Annotated in this window: 20 protein-coding genes; 2 read left to right on the forward strand and 18 right to left on the reverse strand. The window is 38.7% G+C overall.

Annotation, left to right across the window (positions count from 1 at the left end; genetic code table 11):
• Positions 1-95 precede the first annotated feature (95 nt).
• The 16 genes from murD to PO903_RS20725 form a co-directional block, all read right to left on the reverse strand.
• The gene (murD, locus tag PO903_RS20650; protein ID WP_273594437.1) at positions 96-1571 is read right to left on the reverse strand and encodes a UDP-N-acetylmuramoyl-L-alanine--D-glutamate ligase; all 1476 of its coding nucleotides are present in this window, start codon (positions 1569-1571) and stop codon (positions 96-98) included.
• Between the two features lie 3 nt (positions 1572-1574).
• The gene (gene mraY / locus PO903_RS20655) at positions 1575-2543 is read right to left on the reverse strand and encodes a phospho-N-acetylmuramoyl-pentapeptide-transferase (RefSeq protein WP_069328951.1); all 969 of its coding nucleotides are present in this window, start codon (positions 2541-2543) and stop codon (positions 1575-1577) included.
• 6 nt (positions 2544-2549) lie between these two features.
• Complete coding sequence (locus PO903_RS20660; RefSeq protein ID WP_273594695.1) at positions 2550-3956, reverse strand: UDP-N-acetylmuramoyl-tripeptide--D-alanyl-D-alanine ligase; 1407 nt, start codon at positions 3954-3956, stop codon at positions 2550-2552.
• Entirely contained in the window at positions 3956-5443 is a 1488-nt protein-coding gene (locus PO903_RS20665; RefSeq protein ID WP_273594438.1) for a UDP-N-acetylmuramoyl-L-alanyl-D-glutamate--2,6-diaminopimelate ligase, read from the reverse strand. The genes PO903_RS20660 and PO903_RS20665 overlap by 1 nt, the downstream gene beginning before the upstream one ends.
• 111 nt (positions 5444-5554) lie before the next feature.
• Positions 5555-8026, reverse strand: coding sequence for a penicillin-binding transpeptidase domain-containing protein (locus PO903_RS20670; RefSeq protein WP_273594439.1), 2472 nt, complete (start codon positions 8024-8026; stop codon positions 5555-5557).
• Between the two features lie 15 nt (positions 8027-8041).
• A complete protein-coding gene (locus tag PO903_RS20675; RefSeq protein ID WP_069328947.1) occupies positions 8042-8458 on the reverse strand; it encodes a hypothetical protein in 417 nt (138 codons plus the stop codon).
• An 18-nt stretch (positions 8459-8476) separates the two neighbouring features.
• Positions 8477-9442 (reverse strand): 16S rRNA (cytosine(1402)-N(4))-methyltransferase RsmH, encoded by a 966-nt coding sequence (gene rsmH / locus PO903_RS20680; RefSeq protein ID WP_273594440.1) that lies wholly within the window; start codon positions 9440-9442, stop codon positions 8477-8479.
• Positions 9443-9462: 20 nt separating this feature from the next.
• Positions 9463-9900 carry a division/cell wall cluster transcriptional repressor MraZ gene (gene mraZ, locus PO903_RS20685; RefSeq protein ID WP_069328945.1) on the reverse strand — a complete coding sequence of 146 codons (438 nt, stop codon included), beginning with the start codon at positions 9898-9900 and terminating at the stop codon, positions 9463-9465.
• A 279-nt stretch (positions 9901-10179) separates the two neighbouring features.
• Positions 10180-11439: an adenosylhomocysteinase gene (locus tag PO903_RS20690; RefSeq protein ID WP_069329344.1), complete on the reverse strand. Its 1260-nt coding sequence runs from the start codon at positions 11437-11439 to the stop codon at positions 10180-10182.
• Between the two features lie 45 nt (positions 11440-11484).
• The gene (gene bshC, locus PO903_RS20695) at positions 11485-13131 is read right to left on the reverse strand and encodes a bacillithiol biosynthesis cysteine-adding enzyme BshC (protein WP_273594441.1); all 1647 of its coding nucleotides are present in this window, start codon (positions 13129-13131) and stop codon (positions 11485-11487) included.
• A gap of 183 nt (positions 13132-13314) precedes the next feature.
• Entirely contained in the window at positions 13315-15087 is a 1773-nt protein-coding gene (locus PO903_RS20700; protein WP_069329342.1) for an ABC transporter ATP-binding protein, read from the reverse strand.
• 21 nt (positions 15088-15108) lie between these two features.
• Entirely contained in the window at positions 15109-15984 is an 876-nt protein-coding gene (locus PO903_RS20705) for an ABC transporter permease (protein WP_245703517.1), read from the reverse strand.
• Positions 15985-16032: 48 nt separating this feature from the next.
• Positions 16033-16965 (reverse strand): ABC transporter permease, encoded by a 933-nt coding sequence (locus PO903_RS20710; RefSeq protein ID WP_069329340.1) that lies wholly within the window; start codon positions 16963-16965, stop codon positions 16033-16035.
• A gap of 246 nt (positions 16966-17211) precedes the next feature.
• The gene (locus tag PO903_RS20715) at positions 17212-18876 is read right to left on the reverse strand and encodes a peptide ABC transporter substrate-binding protein (RefSeq protein ID WP_137220767.1); all 1665 of its coding nucleotides are present in this window, start codon (positions 18874-18876) and stop codon (positions 17212-17214) included.
• Between the two features lie 199 nt (positions 18877-19075).
• The gene (locus tag PO903_RS20720; RefSeq protein ID WP_137220768.1) at positions 19076-19468 is read right to left on the reverse strand and encodes a DUF3397 domain-containing protein; all 393 of its coding nucleotides are present in this window, start codon (positions 19466-19468) and stop codon (positions 19076-19078) included.
• Entirely contained in the window at positions 19468-20472 is a 1005-nt protein-coding gene (locus tag PO903_RS20725) for a ketopantoate reductase family protein (protein WP_273594442.1), read from the reverse strand. The genes PO903_RS20720 and PO903_RS20725 overlap by 1 nt, the downstream gene beginning before the upstream one ends.
• Positions 20473-20677: 205 nt before the next feature.
• Between PO903_RS20725 and PO903_RS20730 the strand changes: the two genes are divergently transcribed.
• Positions 20678-21784: a hypothetical protein gene (locus tag PO903_RS20730; RefSeq protein WP_273594443.1), complete on the forward strand. Its 1107-nt coding sequence runs from the start codon at positions 20678-20680 to the stop codon at positions 21782-21784.
• A gap of 47 nt (positions 21785-21831) precedes the next feature.
• Positions 21832-22305 carry a hypothetical protein gene (locus PO903_RS20735; protein WP_273594444.1) on the forward strand — a complete coding sequence of 158 codons (474 nt, stop codon included), beginning with the start codon at positions 21832-21834 and terminating at the stop codon, positions 22303-22305.
• A 92-nt stretch (positions 22306-22397) separates the two neighbouring features.
• Here the strand turns inward: PO903_RS20735 and PO903_RS20740 are convergent, their stop codons facing one another.
• A complete protein-coding gene (locus tag PO903_RS20740) occupies positions 22398-23741 on the reverse strand; it encodes a PhoH family protein (protein WP_273594445.1) in 1344 nt (447 codons plus the stop codon).
• Positions 23742-24207: 466 nt separating this feature from the next.
• The gene (locus tag PO903_RS20745; protein ID WP_069329335.1) at positions 24208-25338 is read right to left on the reverse strand and encodes an LCP family protein; all 1131 of its coding nucleotides are present in this window, start codon (positions 25336-25338) and stop codon (positions 24208-24210) included.
• Positions 25339-25439 lie beyond the last annotated feature (101 nt).

Here is a 25439-nt window from a genome sequence, read left to right on the forward strand (position 1 = left end):
TGATTCAAATTTCATTATTTAAGTTCGTAAGTTAATTTACTGAATGACCTATTGTAAAGGAGAAGCCTTATTTAAGCTAGTCTATACAATCCATTCTATAATTGATGTACTGCTTCTTTAAACGCATTTCCACGTTCTTCATACGAAGAGAACATATCCCAACTTGCACAGGCAGGAGACAATAAGACAATATCCTCTGCTTCAGCAAGCGCTGCTGCTTGTTCTACAGCTTGCTTGATAGCTAAGTTAGCTTGCTCTGATTCTTCGATAATCTTCACTTGGCTAATACCTGCCAGTTCTGCAACTTTAGCTAATTTGTAGCGAGTCTGTCCTAACACCACTAATGCTTTAACTTGTTGCTGAAATACAGGTAGCAAATCCATATAATCAGAACCACGATCCAGTCCACCCGCAATTAAGACAATACCTTTATCTTGAAACGCAGATAATGCCATCATGGTCGCTTTTGCATTGGTTGCTTTGGAATTATTATAATACTGTACCTGATTGTGATCCTGTACATATTCTAAGCGATGTTCCACGCCACGAAAATCACGTAGTGAATCTGCAAGATTTTGCGGTAGACAACCCGCAGCAATTGCTATTGCACAAGCAGCTAACGCATTTTCGATATTATAACGACCTTTGATACCCAGTTCACTAACAGGCAAAATAGCTACTTCTCCATCTTGATCACAATACATCATCGTACGTGGTAAATCATCTTCCATTTCTGGAATATAAGCAGGAGATACATACAATCCTGCTGTTAATGATGAATCCATTGATGATGCCTGTTTCGCTGCTGTTATATAATTGCCTAGATTTTCTGTAATGGAAAATGGAATCAAAGTACCTGCTTGGATATAAGGCACAAGGCTACGACAGTAACTGTCATCCCAGTTAATGATGGCTGTATCTTCTTTGCCTTGATTTGCAAAAATCTTACGTTTAGAAGACACATAATCATCCATTGAACCATGATAATCCAAATGCGTCTCAGCTACATTCAACAAACAAGCAATTTTGGGATTGAAATCAGTCGTTCCTTTTAATTGAAAGCTACTTAATTCGGCTACGATCCAGTTCTCTGGCTGAGCTTCACTTACAGCTTCACATAAAGGAATTCCAATATTCCCACCTACAATAGGATGTAATTGATTATCTTCAAGCATTTTACCGACCCATGTTGTTGTCGTTGTTTTGCCGTTTGAGCCTGTAATCCCAATCATAGGCACATCCGAAATACGATAAGCTAATTCCACTTCGGTAATCACTTCTATGCCTAGATCTAGCGCTTGCTTGATCGGAGGAGCTGTATACGGAATCCCTGGATTTTTGACCATTAAAGTGATACCTGAATGAATCAATCCTTCTGGGTGTCCTCCACAAATCACTTGAATATCCAACGCTTCTAATTCTGCTGCTTCTGGTGATTGTTCTCTTGGTTTCAAATCATTAACAGTTACGATCGCTCCTAGACGATGCAAAGCTTTGGCTGCTTCTACACCGCTTCTCGCTAATCCGATAACGATGACTTCTTGTCCCCGATATGTCTCAGGATCATTCATATATTACAACCCCTTGCTCAAGTAGATGCCGATTACAGCTAATACTAGACTAACTGCCCAGAATGTAGTCACGACGCGCCATTCTGACCAACCTGACAATTCAAAATGATGATGAATAGGCGCCATTTTAAAGACTCGCTTACCGTTTCTTGTTTTGTAGGATACCACTTGTATCACAACAGATAGCAGTTCAATAACAAAAACAGCTCCGATAATTAAAAATAGCAATTCGCTTTTGGTTACAATCGCTATACCACCAATAGCTCCACCGATTCCTAAAGAACCCATATCACCCATAAATACTTTAGCCGGATGCATATTAAAAATTAGGAATCCAATTACAGCACCGATCATGGCTGCTGCACATACAGCCGCCGCAGGTGAAGTTGCTTGAACAGCTACCACTGCATATGCAGCAAATGCGATTGCACTTACACCTGATAACAATCCGTCTAATCCATCTGTAAAGTTAACTGCATTACTAATTGCCAGCAACATAATAACGATAAATGGATAGTAGAACCAAGGACCCCAATCAAATGAGAACGATGTCGCTGGAATACCTAATGCTGTACTGTGTCCACTTTGGATCAAAATATAACAAACAATTGCAGAAAATAACAACTGTCCAAACAACTTCTGCTTCGCTGTTAATCCAAGTGAACGCTTCAAGCCGATTTTGATAAAATCATCCAAAAATCCAACTAATCCGAATCCGAGTGTGGCTACCAATAACACCCAAAAGTTCGTATCCACTACAGAAAATTTCACGTACGCTAATGTAAAAGCAATCATAATAATAATACCGCCCATAGTCGGCGTGCCTGCTTTTTTCAAATGACTCTGTGGCCCGTCATCACGTACTTGCTGTCCAAACTTCATACGGCGTAATACCGGGATCAGAAGCGGTGCAGCAATAACTGCTAATACAAATGAAACTCCTGCTGTTAAAAATAATATTCGAAAATCCATGTCGTTTTACTCCTCCAGCGCCTTTGCGTTACTTGTTGAATCAGGCATCAGCGCCTGTACGACCTCTTCTAACTTCATGCCACGAGATGCTTTGAACAAAATAGCATCTTTGTCCTGTGCTATTTGTAACAAATCGTTGATCAGTTCTTGCTTTGACAGATAAGAATGAATCTGAGAAGCTTCTAATACTTTAGCTGCCCCTTCGGCAATCTGTTGTCCAAGCTGACCATACGTAAACAAAATATCTGCTTGTCCATCAATATATTGACCTACTTCTTGATGATAGATCGCTTCGTCTTCGCCTAACTCTAACATATCTCCAAGTACTGCAATTTTACGCTGATACCCTTTAAGATTGCCCAGTACATCGATTGCAGCTTTCATTGAAGTCGGGCTAGCGTTATAAGCATCATTTAACAATGTTATACCATTACGTCCCTGAATGATTTCAATTCTCATCCCTGTCAGTTGTAGCTTGGATAAGCCTTCACGAATCTGTTCAGAAGTGACTTGATAATATTGAGCTATAGTGATTGCAGCTAAAGCATTGATCACATTATGCATGCCTAGTAAAGGTAATGTCCATGCTTCATCAGATTCACTATTTGTTGTGAAAACAGTACTTTTCCCCTGAAACATGACACCTGTTGGATATACATTATTAGTATGATCCAGTCCAAATGTTATTTTTTTCATTTCTTTTTGCTCAAATGCTGATTCTGACAGAATTTGTTTGAGTAAAGGTTCATCACCCAAATACACAAGCAGTCCATCTGCACGTAGTCCACTGACAATCTCTAATTTAGCACGAGCGATTTCTTCTCGACTTCCTAACTGTTGAAGATGCGATTCACCGATATTGGTAATAATCGTTGTCTCTGGATGAGCGATATTCGATAGCAACTCAATCTCGCCACGTCCACTCATACCCATTTCCAAAATTAAGATTTCGGTGTCTTTAGGCATAGCTAGTATGGTTAAAGGGAGTCCAATATGATTATTGAAATTTCCTTCTGTTTTATGAACACGGTATGCTTCTGCAAGCAAAGCATAAACGATATCTTTAGTGGTTGTTTTGCCATTAGATCCAGTAATACCTACTACTTTAACACCTGTTTGTTGTACGTAAGCTTCTGCAAGCTGTTGTAGTGCTTGTAGCGTGTCCTTCACGATCACAATATTTCCAGACGGTGGAGTGCCATGATCTTCTTGCCATAATGAACCTAATGCTCCTTCTGTCAACGCAGATGTCACAAATTCATGTCCATCAAATTTTTCACCGACAATAGGAACAAATAATCCGCCTTGAACCAACTGGCGGGAGTTAATACTAACGCCTTCTAAACAGGTATCTGATGAACCTTGAAGTTGTCCACCACATATATCGGCTATTTGACCGAGTGTTGTATTTATCACTTGTTAAGACCCCTTATCGCTTCTTTGGCTACCAGGCGATCATCAAAATCTAATGTTTGTTGACCGATAATCTGGTATGTCTCATGACCTTTGCCCGCAATCAATACTACATCTCCTGGCATCGCCATTTCAACCGCTTTTTCTATCGCTTGCTTGCGATCAATCATACATTCATATTTTTCTGTAGCCACATGATGTTCTTGTAGTCCTTTTTGAATATCTTCAAGAATCGCTGCTGGATCTTCTGTACGCGGATTGTCTGAAGTGATCCATACATAATCACTATATTTAGCAGCAATCTGTCCCATCAAAGGACGTTTGGTACGATCACGATCACCACCACAACCAAAGACAGTAATAATCTTACCTTCTGCAAATTCATTGATAGTACGCAACACATTGTCTAATCCATCCGGTGTATGAGCGTAATCTACGATCACTGCGAAAGGCTGACCTTCATCTACAGACTCTACACGTCCATCTACACCAGCAATCTGTTCTAGACTCAGCTTAATCTGTTCTAACGATATATCTTCGATCAGAGCGGCTGTGATCGCAGCTAGAGCATTATAGACATTGAATTTACCGACCATTTTCAGAGTCATCTCTGTGTTGCCTTTAAATGTATCCAATTGGAACGTCGTACCTTGAGATGTAATTCGGATCTCTGACGCATGTACATCGGCAGGATGATCGACTCCATATGTAATCACATCTGCTGCTGTAATTTTACGGAAATACTCAGCGGCAGGATCATCGTTATTCAACACCGCATATTTACGCTTTGCAGGGTCTATTTCATAACGGTTCCCCAAACGTGCAAAAAACAGCCCTTTGGCTGCAATGTACTCTTCCATCGTCTCATGATAATCCAGATGGTCTTGACTTATATTAGTAAAAATAGCTGTACGGTAATCAGTCCCTTTGACTCTACCTTGCTCTAGAGCGTGAGAAGATACTTCCATTACACAACTTTTCACATGTGATTGCACCATTTCATGTAACAAACGTTGCAATTCTAATGCTTCTGGTGTTGTACGAGGCATAGGTGTAGCTTTGCCGTTATAACGCATTTCTATCGTTCCAATTAACCCTGTATTGATATGAGCATCATTCATAATACGCTCAATCAGATAAGAAGTTGTGGTTTTGCCATTAGTCCCTGTAATTCCTATCATCGTTAGTGCTCTACTTGGATGATTATAAAAATGGTCGGATAATACAACCATAGCATGACGACAACTACTGACTAGCAATTGAGGAATGTCCAGTTCCAGTCGACGTTCTACGACTAGAGCAATAGCCCCTTTTTGAATCGCTTGAGCTGCATAATCATGTCCATCGACTGTAAAACCAGGCAGACAGATAAACAGATCACCTGACTTCACTTTGCGAGAATCAATCTCCATACCGGATATTTTTGTGTGAACATCACCTAGCACCTGAGACGTGATCAGCAGATGTGCTGCTTCTGACAAAAGCATAGTTTTACCTCTTTTCTAAATATTAATAACGATACCCGACAAATAGCAGACAAAAGATAGAGCCACTTGCACTCTATCTTTTCTGATTATGCCGGGTGATCGTAGATTACATTAATTCGTAGGCGCACCTGTAGGCTCTGGAATTTCTAGACTGCTTGCAGGATTTTGATTAGCACTGCTTTCAGATGTACTACTTCCAGTTTTACCCTCTGTAGTACTTGAATCTGTTTGAGTATCCGAAGTTGTTGGATCTTTGGATTCAGTAGCTTTCGGATCAGTAGAAGTTTCTTTATCTGTTGACGATCCTTCTGAAGTTGTTTTGCCATCAGTTTCTCCGTCTTTCGGCGCTGTTGCTTCTTCCGAAGTTGCTGGATCTTCTTCTGTATCATCTACACCTGTTACTGTTGCTCGCGCAGATTTAAGAGTAAGCGTCACAGATCGTCTCCCCCCACTAGAAGCCTCTACTTGTTCAGATACATACCCTTCGCCTGTCGCTGTGACTTCTACTTTCATCAGCGATAGAATTTGTAATGCATCACGCAGTGATTCTCCTTTTAGATCAGGAATACTCATTTTGGTGGGATCTTCTGTCATCAAATAAATAGTTTGTCCACCTGTCATTGCTGCTCCACTGGCAGGATATTGTTTGACTACTTTCGTTCCAGAACCGACAGTTGTATATGAAATACCATCAGCAAGCAATTTTTTCTTCGCATCTGCGAGCATTTTACCTGTTAGTGTAGGAGCCGTATATGAAGCCATCAGTTTTTTAGAAGCAACTTCTGCTTTAGGTTTGGTTTCACCATCATCAAACACTTTGGAAATACCCATATAAGGCAACACTTGGCTCACTATTTTTTTAAATACAGGAGCCGCTGCTGTACCTCCGCCTAGCTTCGAATCTGACGGTTGGTCAATCACCACGATCATAGCGATCTTAGGATCATTAGCAGGTGCAAACCCTACAAAAGATACCACTTGCTTCGTATAATCATATTTACCATTGATAACTTTAACAGCTGTACCTGTTTTACCTGCAACACGATAACCGTCAATGTAAGCATGACGACCTGTTCCGATGTCTTGATCCGAAACCACTTGTTCCAAATAACCACGTACTTTTTCAGAAGTTGCCGAGTCAATCACTTGACGAACGACTTTAGTCTGTGTATTTTCGGTAACACCTGTATTGGGATCTGTAATCGATTTGACTAAATGCGGTGTTAATAATTTCCCGCCATTCGCTACCGCTGAGATCGCTGCTAACTGTTGAATAGGTGTAACTTGCACCAATCCATGACCGTAAGCGGCTGTTGCTACTTCTGTCGGGATATTAGGATGGAAATTGATAGCCCCTTTAGCTTCACCAGGCGTTTCTATTCCTGTCTGTTCTCCGAATCCAAAAGCATCAATATATTTACGCAAACGTTCTGCACCAAGCATCTTATAACCAAGATTAACAAAAGCTACATTACTTGAACGTTTTAGACCTTCTAAGTAACTAATCGTTCCCCAGCCACTATGATTCAAGTCATGCAGTGTGGTGCGTCCTACTTGAATAGAACCGGATTGATATCTAGCATTAGGATTAAACAGATTTTCTTGTACTGCTCCTGAGAGCGTAACAATTTTAAATGTTGAACCTGGTTCATAGATCGCTTTGACAGCCAAATTACGGAAATCTTTAGGATCAGTCACTTCATTAAACTTATTAGGATTAAAAGTTGGCATATTTGCCATACCTAGAATTTCCATCGTATTAGGATCTGCTGCAATCACAGTGATACTTTCAGGTTTCAATTGTTCATAAGCGTCTTTCATAGCTTGTTCAATATAATACTGAATCGTCTCATCAATCGTTAACGTTAGATTATCTCCATTTTTAGCAGGAGTATAGACATCTTTGGAATCAGGTAATTTATCCCCTTGTTTATCACGAAGATATTGAATATGACCATCTGTACCTTTAAGCTTTTCATCGTAATAAGCTTCAATTCCTGCAACTGCATTACCATCTTTATTCGTATAACCAATAACATGAGCTGCTAATTCATTTTTAGGATAATACCGTTTGGAATCAGCACTTAAATAAACGCCTACATCCCATTTTTGTCCCGTTTTTTCTTTCAACTGCTTAACAAAAGCGTTAATTTGATCTGCTTTTTCTTGATCGATTAGACGACCACCTGAATTAAGTTCACGCCACGTACGAAGTTGACCTATTTCGTCTCCACTGGTTAATACAGAAGTGGCTTGCTTTTCAATTTCTGTTTCATCTGTGCCAAGTATAGCGTGAAGTTGACTTACAACATCGCCTTTAATCCCATACTTATCAATAACTCTAGGATTAAGGGCAACATTATAAGCTGGAGCATCCATTGCCAGATCATTACCATTACGGTCTGTAATCGTACCACGCTTAGCCGAAATATTACTGTTGGCTGTCCACTGGTTAATTGCTTTATCCGTCCAATCACCTGATTGAACAACTTGTAGCCAAAATACTTTAGTAATCAGTACAGCAAAAAAGAGGGTAATACATCCCCCTATAAATAAAGTACGAAGTTTTATTCTCTTATTCACTGTTGGTTCCCCCGTTTACTTGCCTTGTGTCTCATCCGTCGTCGAGGTTGTTGCTTCTGTTCCCTTTACCCGGGATACTTGAATTGGAGCTGTATCCGTAGGCTCTATGTAACCTAGAGCAGTGGCACGTTCAACAATTTGATCTTGTAACGAATATTTGCGAATTTCATTTTGTGTTGTTTGCTTTTCAATACTTGCCGTTTCACTATCCATACTTTGAATATTTTTGTTCACTTCATAGATATGTGCATATTGAAAAACAATTACACTTGCTACTGTCGCACAAAAAATAATAGTCATCAAATAAAGCAGCTTTTCTTTCGTTGGAAGCGCGCTACGACGTACAACTACTTTGGTCGTTTCACGATATCGTCGAGCCGCTTTTTCAGCCGATTGTTCTTTGACAGCTAGATTGCCGCGCGTATAAGCCATTGATCCGTCTCCTCTAAATTAAGTTTTCGTTGATTTTTCCACCTTTTCGGCAACACGCAGTTTGGCCGACTTTGCACGCGAATTCTCTTCCAATTCTTCTTCCGAAGGAAGGATTGGTTTGCGATTGATCAATTTTAGTTCTCCACCAGTACTGACATAGACCGGAAAACCAGGTGGTGAGACGTTTTTCTCCACGTATTCTGCAAAAATTTGTTTGCAAATACGATCTTCTAAAGAATGGAACGTGATAACCGCCGCTCTTCCTCCTGGCGTTAGACAACGTATTGCTTGATGAAGAGCTTCTTCAAAAGCGCCCAATTCATCATTGACAGCAATACGAAGTGCTTGAAAACTCCGTTTCGCAGGATGTCCCCCTGTTCGTCTTGTTGCCGCTGGAATGCCTTCTTTGACAAGCTCAGCCAGTTCCCCCGTTGTTTCAATCGGCTGGATACTTCGCTTGGCAACGATCACTTTAGCAATCCGTCTTGAAAATTTTTCTTCCCCATATCGATATAAAATGCGGGCGATTTCTTCTTCCGGCCAGGTATTCACTATAGTTTTGGCTGTGAGTTCGGCAGATTGATCCATTCTCATATCCAAAGTTGCATCATGGTTATAGCTGAATCCTCTGTCACCGTCGTCAAATTGAGGTGAAGAAACACCAAGATCGAATAAAATGCCATCTACTTGCGGAACTCCATCTTTGACCGGTACTCCTGCTACCAATAGCGACTCTTCCAATTGACGGAAATTGCTTTTGATCAACGTTACACGATCTTCATAAGGTGCAAGTACTATTTTCGCATTGGCAAGTGCCGTATCGTCTTGATCAAAAGCGATCAGTCTTCCGCCTGCTCCTAATTCAGCAGCAATGACTGAACTATGACCAGCTCCCCCGAGTGTGCAGTCAACGTAAATACCATCAGGCTTAACCTGAAGTGCTTTTGTGGCTTCTTCTTTTAATACTGTGATGTGATGAAACAAGATGTAAACCTCCCGGACGATTACAGGTCGAAATCAAAATCAACCAGCTTTTCTGCAATTTCATTAAAAGATTGTTCAGAATGATCATAATATTCTGACCATGTTTCTTTACTCCAAATCTCTACCCGATTCGAGACGCCAATAATAACACACTCTTTTTCGAGCTTAGCGTACTGCCGTAAATTCCCTGGCAGATTGATTCTGCCCTGCTTGTCCCATTCGACTTCGGTTGCACCGGAGAAGAAAAAACGACTAAATGCACGGGCATCCGCTTTCATCAGCGGTAGAGATTTGAGCTTTTGCTCAAGGAGGGACCACTCCTCCATAGGATAGACGAATAGACAATGATCCAATCCGCGGGTGACTACAAATGAAGTTCCGAGTAATTCGCGAAATTTGGCTGGAATAATAATCCGGCCTTTTTCATCAATGCTATGTTGAAATTCTCCCATAAACATTGACGTTTCACTCCTCTAAACCATAGTCTCCCACTTTGTCCCACTATCCACCACTACCATAAGCATAATAGATTCGACGCAGAAAATCAAAATCCTTTTTTTATATGATTATTTTTTAGAAAAATACTGAAAAAATTTGTTTTATGTAAATCAGCCATTTCATTTGCAAAAATAGGCGCAAAAAAGGACTGATTTCTCTTTATCGGAAAAATCAGCCCTTTTTATTATGCACGAGTAACTTTTATTTTAATTTTAAAGCAATAATTCAAAATTCAATGATTATGACCAGCTATCTAGATACAATTTTTGTTCTTCAGTTAATGTATCGATATGAATACCTAGACTTTCTAATTTGAAACGCGCTACTTGCTCATCCAGTTCATAAGGAACACTAATAACGCCTGCTTCCAGTTGTTCATAGTTTTCACTTACATAACGAAGACCAACTGCTTGTAGAGCAAAAGTCATATCCATAATTTCAACAGGATGACCATCTGCTGCTCCCAAGTTAACCAAACGACCTTCTGCTAATAGATAAATGCGGCGTCCATCTGTTAATTTGTATTCTTCGATATTTTTACGAACTGTACGAATCGATTGGGAACGAGCTGCCAAATCAGGTTTGTTAGCTTCAACATCAAAATGCCCAGCGTTCGCAATGACTGCGCCGTCTTTCATTACATCGTAATGTTCACCTGCAATAACGCTCTTATTTCCGGTTACTGTGATAAAGAAGTCACCATGCTTAGCGGCTTCATTCATCGGCATCACACCAAAGCCGTCCATATGTGCTTCTACTGCCTTGATTGGGTCAACCTCGGTAACGATAACATTTGCACCCAAACCTTTAGCACGCATCGCTATACCTTTACCACACCAGCCATAACCTACTACCACGACTGTTTTACCTGCAATAATCAAATTGGTTGTACGAATAATGCCGTCAAATGCTGATTGACCTGTTCCATAACGGTTATCGAATAGATGTTTACAGTACGCATCATTAACAGCAACCATCGGAATTTTCAATGTTCCTTCTTTTTGTAATGCTTTTAGACGAATAATCCCTGTCGTTGTTTCTTCTGCGCCACCACGAATCGTCGATAACAAATCAGGACGTTCTCCATATAAGAAAGTAATCAGGTCGCCACCATCATCGATAATCAGATCTGGCTTCGCTTCTAATGCTTTTAAGTTCAAACTTTTATATTCTTCTACACCTGGATTATATTTCGCAAATACGGTAATACCGTCTTCCACCAAAGCTGCACATACATCATCTTGTGTAGACAAGGGATTGCTACCTGTAATGGTTACATTAGCTCCACCGGCCTGAATAACTTTAGCTAAGTATGCTGTTTTAGCCTCTAAGTGTAAACAGATCGTTACATTCAATCCTTTGAAAGGCAAATCTCTTTCAAATTCTGCTCGAATACGATTCAATACCGGCATATGGGAAGATGCCCAATCAATTTTAAGATGTCCCTCAGGAGCAAGTGCCATATCGGCAACAATACTTGCTTGAATAGATGATGTCATTGTACAGTTCTCCTTTGTTGGTTGAAATAGATATCCAGCGTTATTTTATAAATAAACAAGGCGATGTGAACCATTAAAATCAGGTTCAAGTGTTAACAATTGATCAATCCAGTGCTCTCCGTAACGCCCTAGATAGTAATAACTGTTGATCGTACGTTCTTGTGGCTTACCAAACGGATATAAAGCATACGCAATACGATCTAGACGCTGTAATCCAGTCTGATGTTGACGTGCTATCGCATTCTGACTTTTGCGATACAAATAATCAATTTGCAAATCAATTTTATGTTGAGTAGTTTCTCCTAGATGCGGTAATGAAGGATCGATCTCACGTAAAGAATCTACAAAAGGTGCATACAATTGTTGAAATTGCTCACGGAATGTAGTGAATCGTTTTTCCAAATGATAATCTTCTTGCTCACTTAACCACGTCTGACGAATATCATCAAACCGTTGTCTTACATCATCAAAAGTTAACTGATACTGTTGCATCAAAATTTTAACCTTTTCTTCCACCATTGTAAATAACATCCTAGGAACGATCGGAGGCATTTGCATATTTAATACAGGAAATGCTTGTTTGGTTAAAGCCCAGTATGCAATCTCGCCTGTTCCCAAAATGGTACTAAGTACAGGGAATAATGAATCTTGCATCAAAGGACGTGTTAACACATTATTACTGAATCGTTCAGGGTGTTGTTCCAATAATGTTAACAACTCTTGTTTGGTAAATACAACTAATCCTTTGCGATCAGTAAATAAACCATTTCGCTTAAATAATAATAATCGTTCATTGGTATACACTTCATCACTATGGATATAGAACAAATTAGCACTTTCTTCATCGACAGTGGCTTGTTCTTCATAGCCATACTGCCTTACTTGCTCAGCAGCAGCGACATATGCTTGAGTCAATGCATCATTATGTTCTATCAATTGACGAAATACAGGAATTTCTAGACGACGAATAGCTGCATCATCGGAATCCATCAACACTAATCCGAAACGTCCAAATAATTGACCCAATTGCTGAGCAAAAGCACTACTCAGATCAGTCGCTTGTTCCATAATATTTCGTAATGTCTGTGTCCACTGATTTTTATTTGCAGTATCTGGCAACAGACTCTCAAATTGATTCAAAATATGTTCGGTATTGAGCTCATTGATAAATGTACGGCTTACTGGTGAATGTCCACCACGTTCATGATCCAAACGAATTTTGACAGCTGCTCCGTCTTGATCAGGTAGATACGTATGATTGACTTCATCCCAGTCATGATCTTCACCTGCAATCCAGAATACAGGAACAATTGGACGTTGTAGGCGATTTGAAGCTTCACGCGCAGACGTTAACAATGTGATTACTTTGTAAATGACCAATAAAGGTCCTGTAAATAGACCACTTTGTTGTCCACCTACCATCACAAGTGCTTCATCTGTCCGTAATGCTTCTAAAGACTGCTGTACTGCTTCATGATTATTATACTGACGGTTATATATGGTTAGGCAGTCAACTAAGGCTCCACGTTCGATCCGGGAGTGCTTACTCTGATCTAGCCATTCTGCGCGTTTGATCCATGTTTGTGGATCAGAGACATTCATATTATACAAACTGCTTACCGATGCAAAATCATTGATGTACCGCTCAGCGAGCGGCTGATTCGCGGGTAGGCTCTCCGGAATCACATTCATGGGGTGAAGTCCTCCTCATCGCTATTGCTTTTGATTGTTACTAATCGTAACTTATTAAATCTTATTTGATTGTAACGAAGTTAGTACTGTTTAGTCAAAAGCTATTCTTAAAATATTTAAATATTTTTAGTAACAACCAAAAAACCGCCAATAAATGGCGGTTTACAGGTTCGAACACATGGATTAAGCAGAAGGTTGAGATACCCAGTGACCTTCAGACACTTCGATCAACTGAGAATTTTCCAAATTAAACGGATCTTTAGCTGCCAAAGTGGCTGCTGCTTCTTGAGAAGCTGCAAGATGTTCTTCAGGCAATAAGATTCTACGTTTATTTGCTTCCACTTCAGGATCAGGAATTGGAATCGCAGATAGCAATGTTTTGGTGTAAGGATGTAGAGGATTTGCATAAAGTTCTTCACTTTCAGCCAATTCTACAATTTTACCCATATACATAACAGCTACACGGTCACTGATATGTTTTACCATTGATAAATCATGCGCAATAAACAAATACGTCAATCCAAGACGTTGTTGCAATTCTTCCAACAATTTAACAATCTGTGCTTGAATCGATACGTCCAAAGCAGACAATGGCTCATCACAGATAATAAATTTAGGATCTACAGCAAGTGCACGTGCAATCCCGATACGTTGTCTTTGACCACCAGAAAATTCATGCGGATAACGAAGAGCATGACTTGGATTCAAGCCTACCATATCGAGCAATTCTTCTACACGTTTTTTACGTTCAGCACGGCTATTCACCAGACCATGAATGTCTAGAGACTCACCGATGATGTCCATGATATTAAAACGCGGGTTCAATGAAGCATACGGATCTTGGAAAATCATTTGCATATCTTTACGCATGTTTTTCATTTTGCGTGGAGACAGATCATAAATGTCTGTTCCGTTAAACTTCACACTACCACCCGTTGGTTCATACAGACGAAGAATCGTACGTCCTGTTGTTGACTTACCACAACCGGATTCTCCTACTACGCCTAATGTCTCACCTTCGTAGATGTTGAAGCTAATATCGTTAACCGCTTTAAGAATATTACCTTTACCTAAATTGAAATGCTGTTTCAATCCTTTCACTTCAACCAACGGTTTACGTGGATCAAGATTAAGTTTAGCAGAAGCTAATTTAGGTTTTTTAGGCTCATCCAAGCGTGGCAAAGCATTTAGCAAACGTTGTGTATATGGATGTTGAGGGTTTTTGAAAATTTCAGCTGTTGTTCCTGTTTCAACAACATCGCCTTCTTTCATAACAACCACGCGATCACACATACCTGCTACTACACCAAGGTCATGGGTAATCAAAATGATCGAAGTACCCAATTTTTGTTGCATATCTTTCATCAGATCAAGGATCTGAGCTTGAATCGTTACGTCTAGTGCTGTTGTAGGCTCATCCGCAATTAGCAAAGATGGACGACAAGCTAGAGCGATTGCAATCATCGCACGTTGGCGCATACCACCAGAGAATTGGTGAGGATATTGATTAAAACGAACATCAGAATTTTTGATACCTACCAGTCGTAACATTTCAAGCGCACTTTCTTTTGCTTGAGAAGAAGACATGTTTTGATGTTTACGCAATACTTCAGTAATTTGTTTACCCACTTTAATGGTTGGATTCAAGGAAGTCATCGGATCCTGGAAAATCATTCCGATATCTTTACCACGAATAGCTTCCATTTGCTTATCGGTTTTAGCAAGTAGACTTTGACCTAGGAATTCAATCTCTCCACTTTTGATCTTAGAAGGCGGAGAAGGAATCAGACGCATAATGGTTTGAGCTGTTACACTCTTACCACTACCGGATTCCCCAACAATACCTAGCGTTTCGCCTTTGCCAATTTCAAAATTGACATCTTTTACCGCATCAAATTCACCAGCACGCGTTTGAAAGGATACGCTTAAATTCTTTACTGTTAAGATTTTCTCCACTTGTTCCACCTCCTATAGATTTTATTTTCTCAATTTTGGATCCAAAGCGTCTCTAAGACCGTCGCCTAGCAAGTTAAATGCAAGCATTGTCAAACAGATTAGAGCAGCTGGGAACCACATACGCCAAGGATACAAGTTCCATCCTGTTAATGCATCATTAATCATTGAACCCAATGAAGCGACAGGAGCCTGTACACCTAGACCCAAGAAACTCAAAAATGCTTCAGAGAAGATAGCACTTGGTACAGAAAGAGTTACAGTAACGATAATAGGACCCAAAGCATTAGGCAAAAGATGTTTGAACAATTGACGTCCAGCACTTGCGCCCATAGAACGTGCTGCTAGTACAAAGTCTCTACTTTTCAGCTGCATAATTTCACCACGAACGATCCAGGACATTGTAATCCAACCTGTTACCGTCAAAGCAACGATAATCGTTCCCAAACCTGGCTCAAATACAACCAATAATAGAATAACAACTAGCAAGTAAGGAATAGAATAAAGAATCTCTGAGAATTTATTCATGATAGTATCTACACGGCCACCAAAGTAACCCATGATCCCACCATAAATAATACCGATGATTAAGTCAATTGCTGCTGCTGCCAAACCTACAATAAGAGAGATTCGTGCACCCATCCAGGTACGAACCCACATATCACGTCCAAGGTTATCTGTACCGAACCAGTGAACACTAGAAGGCGCTTTATTCGTATTCATCAAATCATTAGAGTAATAGTTAAAAGCAGAGATCATTGGTCCAACGATTGAAGCCAAAATGATAACGATCAATGTTCCTAAGCTAAACATAGCTACTTTGTTACCTTTTAAACGAATCCAAGCATCCTGCCATAAAGAGATACTTTCCTGTTGCAGTGCGATTGGTTCGCCGACCACATCTGTAGTCGCATTTTTATTGTTATTGTTTCCGCTAGCTGACAACGTTTAGCTCCCCTTCCGACCTGATAATTTGATCCGTGGATCTACCAGTACATATAAGATATCTGTAACAAAACGAGCAAGCATCAACAACACACCATAGAAAATAGTTACTCCCATAATCATTGTATAGTCACGGTTAGTGATACTGTCTACGAATACTCTACCAATACCACCGATACCGAATATTTGCTCGATAACAACGGAACCCGTTACGATGTTTGCAGTCATAGGACCTACATACGTAACTACCGGAAGAATACCATTACGTACAACGTGTCTAGTCATAATGGTAAATCCATTTAGACCTTTAGCTTTAGCTGTTTTGATATAATCTGCATTTAACACTTCTAGCATACTAGAACGAGTCAACCTCGCTATAAATGCAATCGGTTGAACAGCAAGTGCTATAACCGGAAGTACAAAGTCACTTGGCTCATTAAAGCCCATAACATCAAACCAACCTAATTTTAAAGCAAAAATATACTGGATCAATGTTGCCAATACAAAGCTGGGAACAGCTATACCTAATACAGCAATAATCATAGCTACATTATCAATCAATTTACGATGGTAAAGTGCAGCGATTAGACCTAATACAATACCGACAACAATCGAAATAACAATAGCGAAAATACCAATTTGTAAAGATGGAGAGAATGTATCAGCAATACGCTGAGAAACCTCTTGATTTTGGTATTTCATAGAAATTCCCAAATCACCTTTAACTAAATTTCCTAGGTACTGCAAATACTGTTCAGCAATTGGTTTATTTAATCCATACTGCTCCATTAGACGTTCTTTAATTTGAGGCTGCACATTTTTTTCTGACATAAACGGATTACCCGGTATAGCTTTCATCAGGAAAAATGTAGCTGAAGCCAAAATGAACAAGGATAACAGCATATACAAAAATTTACTGGCGATATAACGAACCATTTCCCCAAGAACCTCCTTTATCACATTTTGTAGTTTATTGAACATGGTCAAAAACAGCTCGTCATTATTCAACAACTTTTTCATTTTAAAACTTCATCTAATAGATAACAAGTAGAACTTGAAATTATCATGTTTAGAATAGCAATATATGGAAAAACGATAAACACGCAAAAACGGGATATATATGGATGGAGAATCCACACATACATATCCCGCTGCAATCATTAAACCGAAATCTATACTTAATTATTGGAAATAAGCACGAGTAAAGTCAATTGCACCACTAAAGTCTACAACGATACCTTTAAGATTTGGTTTAACCAGTGAAACGCTAGTGTAGTAATAAATTGGCATCATAGCCATATCATCTTGCACTAAGATTTTTTCTGCTTTAGACATATCTTCCATGCGTTTAGCGTTGTCTTGAGTTGCTTGCGCATCTTTCAACAATGCATCGTATTCAGCATTATCATATTTAGCGTCGTTGTTGCCATTACCTTTCATCCACATATCCAAGAAAGTCATAGGATCATTATAATCCGCTGTCCAACCTGCACGTGCGATTTGGTAGTTACCACTTTGACGATTATCTAAGAACACGCTCCACTCTTGGTTTTGTGTTTTAACACTTACACCAAGATTGTTTTTCCACATATCAGCAATTGCCAAAGCAATTTTTTGATGAGCTTCACTAGAGTTGTAGATCAAAGTAATTTCAGGAAGAGTTGTGTAACCTTCTTCTTTCATACCTTCAGCTAACAATTCTTTAGCTTTAGCTGCATCTTCTTTGAAGTAGCTATCTTTGTATTCTGTACGGAATTCTTCAGTGTTACCTTTGATTCCTGGTGGTACATAACCGTAAGCTGGAATTTGTCCACCCAATGTTACGTTATCAACAATCGCTTGACGGTTGATCGCCATAGAGAATGCTTGACGGATTTTCAAGTTGTTAAATGGTTTTTCTTTAAGGTTGAACAAGTAGTAATAAGTACTTGCAATCCCTTTAGCTTGGAACTGATCTGGATATTGTTGTTTTGCAGCTGGAATTTGGTCTGTTGGAATTTCACCAGTTGGTGCTCCAGCATAATCCAATTGTCCACTTTGGTAACTTGAGAACTCAGTAGCTCCAGAGTTAACCAATGAAGAAGTAATTGTATTTAATTTAACACTAGCAGCATCCCAATACTTAGCATTTTTTGTCCAAGCCAATTCTTGACCTGTTGTCCAAGTTGTTAAGTTGAATGCACCGTTAGTAATCATTGTATCTGCTTTAGAAGCCCATTGTGCATTAGCTTCTACATTCTTTTTGTTAACAGGGTAGTACGTGTAGAAAGAAGTCAATCCCAACCAGTAAGAAGTTGGATTAGCCAAAGTCACTTCTAGTGTTTTTTCGTCTACGACTTTAACACCAACATCAGCGAAATCTTTAACTTTTCCTTCATTGAATTCTTGTCCATTTTTGATGTAATAAAGTTGGTAAGCGTACTCAGATGCTGGAGTTGTTTTTGGACTTAGAACGCGTTCCCAAGCATAAGCGAAATCTTCTGCTGTTACCGGTTCACCGTTACTCCATTGTGCGTTATCACGAAGATGGAAAGTGTATTTCAATCCGTCTTCAGAAACATCCCATTTTTCAGCAACGCCTGGAACAGGATTACCATCTGTACCTGGACGTGTAAGACCTTCATACATTAGTCTCAAGGCAGTATTTGTTTGACTATCTTTTGCCTGAGCTGGATCAAACGTTGGAGGCTCAGCACTCATGTTAATGTGTAAGTCTTGAGCTGCTGTAGCGCCATCTCCTGATTCTCCACTTGTTCCTGTGTTGCTAGAACCGCTGCCGCAAGCTGCAAGCAAAGTTCCGAACGCCATGACAAGCGCCATAAGTACTAACCAACTTTTTCTCTTCATCTAGCAGTTTCCCCCTAAAAAATGTGGTATATGCTTTTAAATTATACAACCAGTGGTCAAAAAAATCTATAACTTATATTTAAAAAATCATGTTTTTTTCGTTATTTTATATAAAACTGTCACATTTAAACGTATATTATGCTTCACGCTACGGTCGAATACCTAACATCAAGCAAATATATTCCAATTTTCGACAAAGTTACTGTGTTATGTATTGCAAAATTCCAGTAATCAGTAAAGCAATGTAACCTATACTCAGTAATAAAAAAGAAACTCTCCATACTGCACGAAATAATCGTTTATAGTCCACTTTTCCTTTTAAACGGTTTTGTGCACCTCCGATGAGTCCAATACCAAGCAATAAAATAAGTAAAAAGATATAAAATCCTGTTTTGGTATTAAACGTATTATTGAATAGTGCAGCTACAGCAATATACAAAAATGGTGTTGTGACATCCATCGCCATACTGATCGCTGGCTTTTTTTCTTTTCCTTTTAGCCTATTAATAGTATACGTTAATACAAATGGAATAAACGGAACTAGGCTTAAGAAAATAAATCCATTCAATAATAATCCCAAAAATACCCCCATTAATGATCCTCCTGTCTATTCATAGCTTCAATCAAATGATATACACAGTCATTTGTTGGTGTAGATATGTGATGATCTTGACCCATTTTAATAATACTACCATTGATCCACTGAATCTCGGTTGTTTTACTTTGCAAAACGTCTGCAAGCATAGATGATGTATTATTAGAAGTCGCTTGGCATACAGCTAATATGTCTTCCCACCACAACGAAGAAACTTCGATACCATTAGCTTCGTATACTTCAATCACTTCATCATATAATTGTCGCATGACAGCTAAGCGCTGCTTAGATACAAGCAATTCACCATTCATTATACGCCAGATCGCTGTTAATGGATTGATTACAGCATTGATAACAAGCTTCCGATAGATATCTTTATCGATATTATTCGACAAGACGATATCAAGTCCTGCTTTTTGTAGTTCATTTAGCAAGAGTTGTATAGATAGTTGCTCTTCTTTATCTATTGCTTTAGATTGATCAACGACTCTAGTACTAGAAATATTGGTTACACGACCTACAACTGTTTTTCCTATTCCTGTATGACTGACTTCATTTGGAGATATTCTTTTAGCACCTTCTGTTGTAATTGCGGCATAAACCTGCCATGGTGAATCCCACCATACATCGGTTCTTACCCCATTTTGCAAACAGATAATGCGAGTATGATGATCTGCTCTTTGTTTCAAATAAGAAACAAAATCAGCAGTGATATCTTTTTGTTTGACGGTAACCAGTATATAGTCTGCTTTTGGTTTATTTTCGTTATCAGTCATATCATAGATAGCACAGGCTTGATGTAGCTTACTAGGAATATAAGTTTGCGCTTCCACATTGTAATCTGTAGTGGATGTTTGGGCAGTAATCCCTTGTTGATTGATTAAAGTTGCTTGTTCTGATGTTCGAGTCCATAGATGAATCGTGGCTACCGAGCTATAACTCACTAATTTGCTGTAAAAAAGTAATCCTATAGCTCCTGCTCCAAAAATATCAATGATCAATTTTGTAACCTCCATACGTTTTTAAATAAGTATAATTAGAGTTATTCAACACTAATGAGTACGATGTTATACTGATAGTAAGTCATGAGTAATGGTTAACATGTATAGCAACAAGTGCTAATACTCTGATGTTTTACTTTGTAAAATCACTTTGATTTAATAATAATTGCGCTTGTACTGCCAGGCGCTATAGGAGGGGCGATCAGTGAAATACATATATCCGGTCAAAATCGTCTGCTTCTGTTTGACTTTAGCTCTAACTTCTCAGCTTTGGTCTTCTTCTGTGAGAGCACAATCTGTACCTGCACCTCCGCAATTAGACGAAGCGACACGACAGTTATTAGAAAACAGTCTATCTGTGAATGAATTAGATCAAGAAATCAAACGGATTGCAGATCAACAACATGTAGCTCAAACAAAATACACGACATTGCAAAAAAGTTTGGTACAACAAGAAAAGTTACTATCACAAGCAAGACATCAAGCAGATTCAGTGCTTGTTTCTTATTATACAGGAGAACGGGATGATTTTTGGGCTCTTTTTTTCTCGACAGGTAGTCTTTCAGGTATGATTGCTTTTTACGATTATTATAGAATGATTATTGATCATGATCAGTTGCTTCTTAATGATTATCAAGAACAATACACATACCTTACTCAGCAAAGAAATGAATTATACACGACAGCGACTGAATTAGGAGAAATCACTACCAATTTATCGAACCAACGTACACGAGTAGCTAGTCTGCAACAATCGATTCATCAAAATCTTGCTACCAGCTCTGATCCTAAGATTGCCCGTCAACTTATGAATGAGATGAATGAATATTGGAACAATATTGGACTCTATGAAGTCAAAAGATATTTTAAAGCGATTGCTCTATCTATGCAGCAATTCCCGGATTATCTTAAATCTCAACCTGGAGCTATTCAGATTAGAGGTACACATTACACGATTTCTATAGATGAACAACAACTCAATCAATTTTTGCATGTACAAGGTCAGTTACCTGAATCTTTTCAATTTAAATTTGCGCAGGATCAATTAAGTGTACATGGCAAAGAAGGCAATTTAGACTTGGATATTACAGGACATTATGAAATTGTCGATCAACCTCAAAATGCGATTCAATTTTATGTGGATAAACTTGTATTCAACGGACTTCAATTACCTGATACAACATGCCGAATGTTAGAAAACGAGTTTGATCTTGGCTTTTATCCACAGCAAATTGTATCTTATTTGAAAGCAACTTCAGTCACTACAGAACCACAATTGATGAAAATTGAACTTGAACTATCGTTAAACTAATTTCATCATACGCAATAGATACAATGATGATGAAAGGATTTTGGATGATGAATGAAGTTAAAGTTCTACATTTATTCAAATTGTATACAACAATGGCTAGAGAATTATGTCATTCTATGTATCAAATGCTTCCAGATGATCAAAAACCTATAGTGTCACACCAGCAGGCTTCTACTCATTTTGAATGGTTATTTGATTTGATTTATGAGGTAGAGTTATGTAAACCATTTGTGATATACTGCAATACCCATTGGACTTGGGATCTACATGGGGAACACTGTTTATTTGAAAGTGATCAAGGTATTCAGATTGAAGCCAATATCTATAATACAGACTTTGTTGATATCGCCTTTTTTAATGTTTTTATCAAAAGTTATACCGATGCTCATTCCTTGTTCGAATCTATAGAGGATATTGATTTTAAATTCACAGCTACTTTATTTGATCAATGGGCTAACAAGAATATTTTACAGCAACAAAGTGGTACTGAATTTAGTCTAGTGCATCCTATAGATCACTAAAATACAAATATATTCACCATTTATATTTTAAAAAAGACTCTACTGTGCTAACCATGCACGGTAGAGTCTTTTGCATTGTATTTAAAACTATGTTATAGCAAATCAGCAGCCAATTGAGCCAGTTTAGAACGTTCACCTTTTTCAAGGGTTATATGACCACTGATGCCCTCTTGCTTGAAATGCTCAACTACATGAGTTAATCCGTTACTGATTGAATCCAGATACGGATGATCGATTTGATCAGGATCACCGACCAGCACAATTTTACTGCCTTCACCTACACGAGATACAATCGTTTTGACTTCGTGACGGGATAAATTTTGCGCTTCATCAATAATAATAAATTGACCTGGAATCGAACGTCCACGTATATAGGTTAAAGCTTCAACCTGAATACTACCAAGCCCCATTAAAATTTTGTCAATATCGCCAGCTTTTTTCGTATCAAACAAAAACTCTAAATTATCATAAATCGGTTGCATCCAAGGGCGCAATTTTTCATCCTTCTCGCCCGGAAGATAACCGATATCTTTACCCATAGGTACCACAGGTCTTGCAATAAGCAGTTTTTTATATTTTTGTTCATCTTCGACTTTGGATAAAGCAGCAGCCAATGCAAGCAGTGTTTTACCTGTTCCTGCTTTACCTGTAATCGTTACTAAAGGAATATCATCATTTAATAATAGTTCCAATGCCATACGTTGTTGTGCATTCCGAGCAGCAATCCCCCATATCGGATCATTACTTAAAAATAACGGTTCTAACTTTGTAGAATCGGCATTTACTTTAAGTAATGCTGATTTAGCACTTCCTAATTCATCTTTTAATATCACAAATTCATTTGCATAAAAAGAATGTTTGATATTTAAGGATTGGATAGGTAAATAACGATTGCTGTAAAATTCATCAATCACAGCTGGATGAACCGTTAATGTAGTATATCCTGTATACATTTCATTAGGATCGGCTGTGCGATCAGATAGATAGTCTTCTGTATTTACACCTAGCACGTCTGCTTTGACTCTAACCAATACATCTTTACTAACAAGTACAACTTGAGAACGCGCCTCTTGATTTTGTTCTTTTTCTTGCTCCTCTAACTCATAATTCAATGCTACAGCCAGAATACGATTATCATTCGAAATCTCTCCGAACATATCTTGTACTTTGGCAAAACTACGATGATTCAATTCAACACGTAATGTCCCACCATTTTCTAAGTGCACACCATCATGTAGATAACCTGATTCTCTTAAAGCATCGAGTGAGCGTGAAATACTTCGTGCATTACGTCCAATCTCGTCTGCATTCCGTTTTTTAGAATCAATTTCTTCGAGTACAACCGCAGGTATAATGACATCATTTTCTTCGAAAGCAAAAATGGCATTTGGATCATGAAGAAGCACATTGGTATCCAGTACAAAAATCTTTTTCATCGAGAGTTCCCCCTTGAGTAGAAAGTCTTATGATCTCTGATGCCATTTACTTAGTGGATAACTATGCTTATCCCTTCTTGATCGGCCAAGCCTCACCCTCCTCTTAAATACACAAAAAACCAGACGCTATATCATAGCTAACTGGTTTTTTTATACAATGATTCATATATGCACTTTGTCCACGATACACCAATGTACATAACAGTATAGAGCCTCTCCGGCACGTATGTGTGAAATATAGCATACGATCAAGCATCATCATGGATTCCGGCATCATAGAGACCTCCAATTACTGGCATGAATATACTGGTGTTTCTTCATTATAGCATAGGTTAATTTCATTTCAAATCCATAATCTGGAGAACCCCATACAGCAGATATACATAAAAAAGAAGCCTTTGCTTAAGCAAAGACTTCATGATTATTGACAAACTACGATTAGCTTTATCTAGCTACAAGAGTGATATTACTGACTTACTTTGCTTGTACCTGCTGGTTGATCAAATTGATCGGTATGCGTAGCTGTACCTGCTAATTCATCTTGTAGTGCCTGTTTAGCATTTGCTAATTCAGTTTCATTGATATAGACGTAAGGGCTTTTCCAATCACCAGTTACTGGCATGTATTTAATATTCTGCTTAGGAATATCCCAATACGTAGTCAGTAAATTTTTAAATTGTTCACCTTCAATATCAGTCTCCATATTTTTATCTACAGATTCGATAATCGATCCCAATTTAGTTACACCGCTAAAAGATTGAATTTTGTCTACGACAGCATTCAGTACTTGGTTTTGGCGCTGGTTACGACTGAAGTCATCAGACCCTTGTGTACGAGGACTACAATTTGATTTACGGTAACGTACATAATCTAGAGAGTTTGCACCATTTAGATGTTGTTGACCGGTAGACAAATTAATATTCGTACCATCTGCTTTATCCACATAACACATTTTCATATCTACATTGATATCAATACCACCTACTGAATCGACAACATCCCGGAAACCCTGGAAGTTCAACACAGTTGTATACTCTACATCTACACCCAAGTATTTACCGAGTAAAGTTTTCATTTCACTCATCGCTAAATCTGTACCCTCTTTTTTATCTTTAGCATAAAACTTCGGATAATAAGAGTTCAGTTTATTAGGAATGTACCCTTCGAGTTGTAGATACGTATCACGCGGCAAAGAAACAATTGTGGCTGACTTGGTATCCGGATTAAGTGTAGCTACCATAACAACGTCTGTTAAACGTGTTCCTGTTTCTTGGCGATAATCAGTTCCCAAAAGTGCCATCGTAATCGGTTTTACTTTTGCTGATTTCTCAGGCGCAACAGGTTGACTTATAACAGTACCACCATTGTCTTTAGGACCTACTCCATCAAACATACCTTGAACCTGATAATATAAATATCCGGCATAAGCCATCACGCCAACAACAGCTAAAAGAATAACAATAAGCAATATTTGCATAAAGCGCTTAAAGCCACTTGCTTTTTTCTTTTGCTTTTTTTTGGGATTGGGATTACCGGATTTTTGTGTTTTGGCTTTTGTTCCTGCACGCGGCGGAAGTCCACCTGTTGTCGTACTCATTGCTCTCAACACCTGTTCCATCATTTTAGATAATGAAGTTATAGTCTTCAATTATGTTGCCTTCATCATACGTTCCGCTTCTGCATAGAGTATGTAATGGC

This window comes from Paenibacillus sp. PK4536 (assembly GCF_028594455.2).
Classification (GTDB): domain Bacteria; phylum Bacillota; class Bacilli; order Paenibacillales; family Paenibacillaceae; genus Saccharibacillus; species Saccharibacillus nuruki.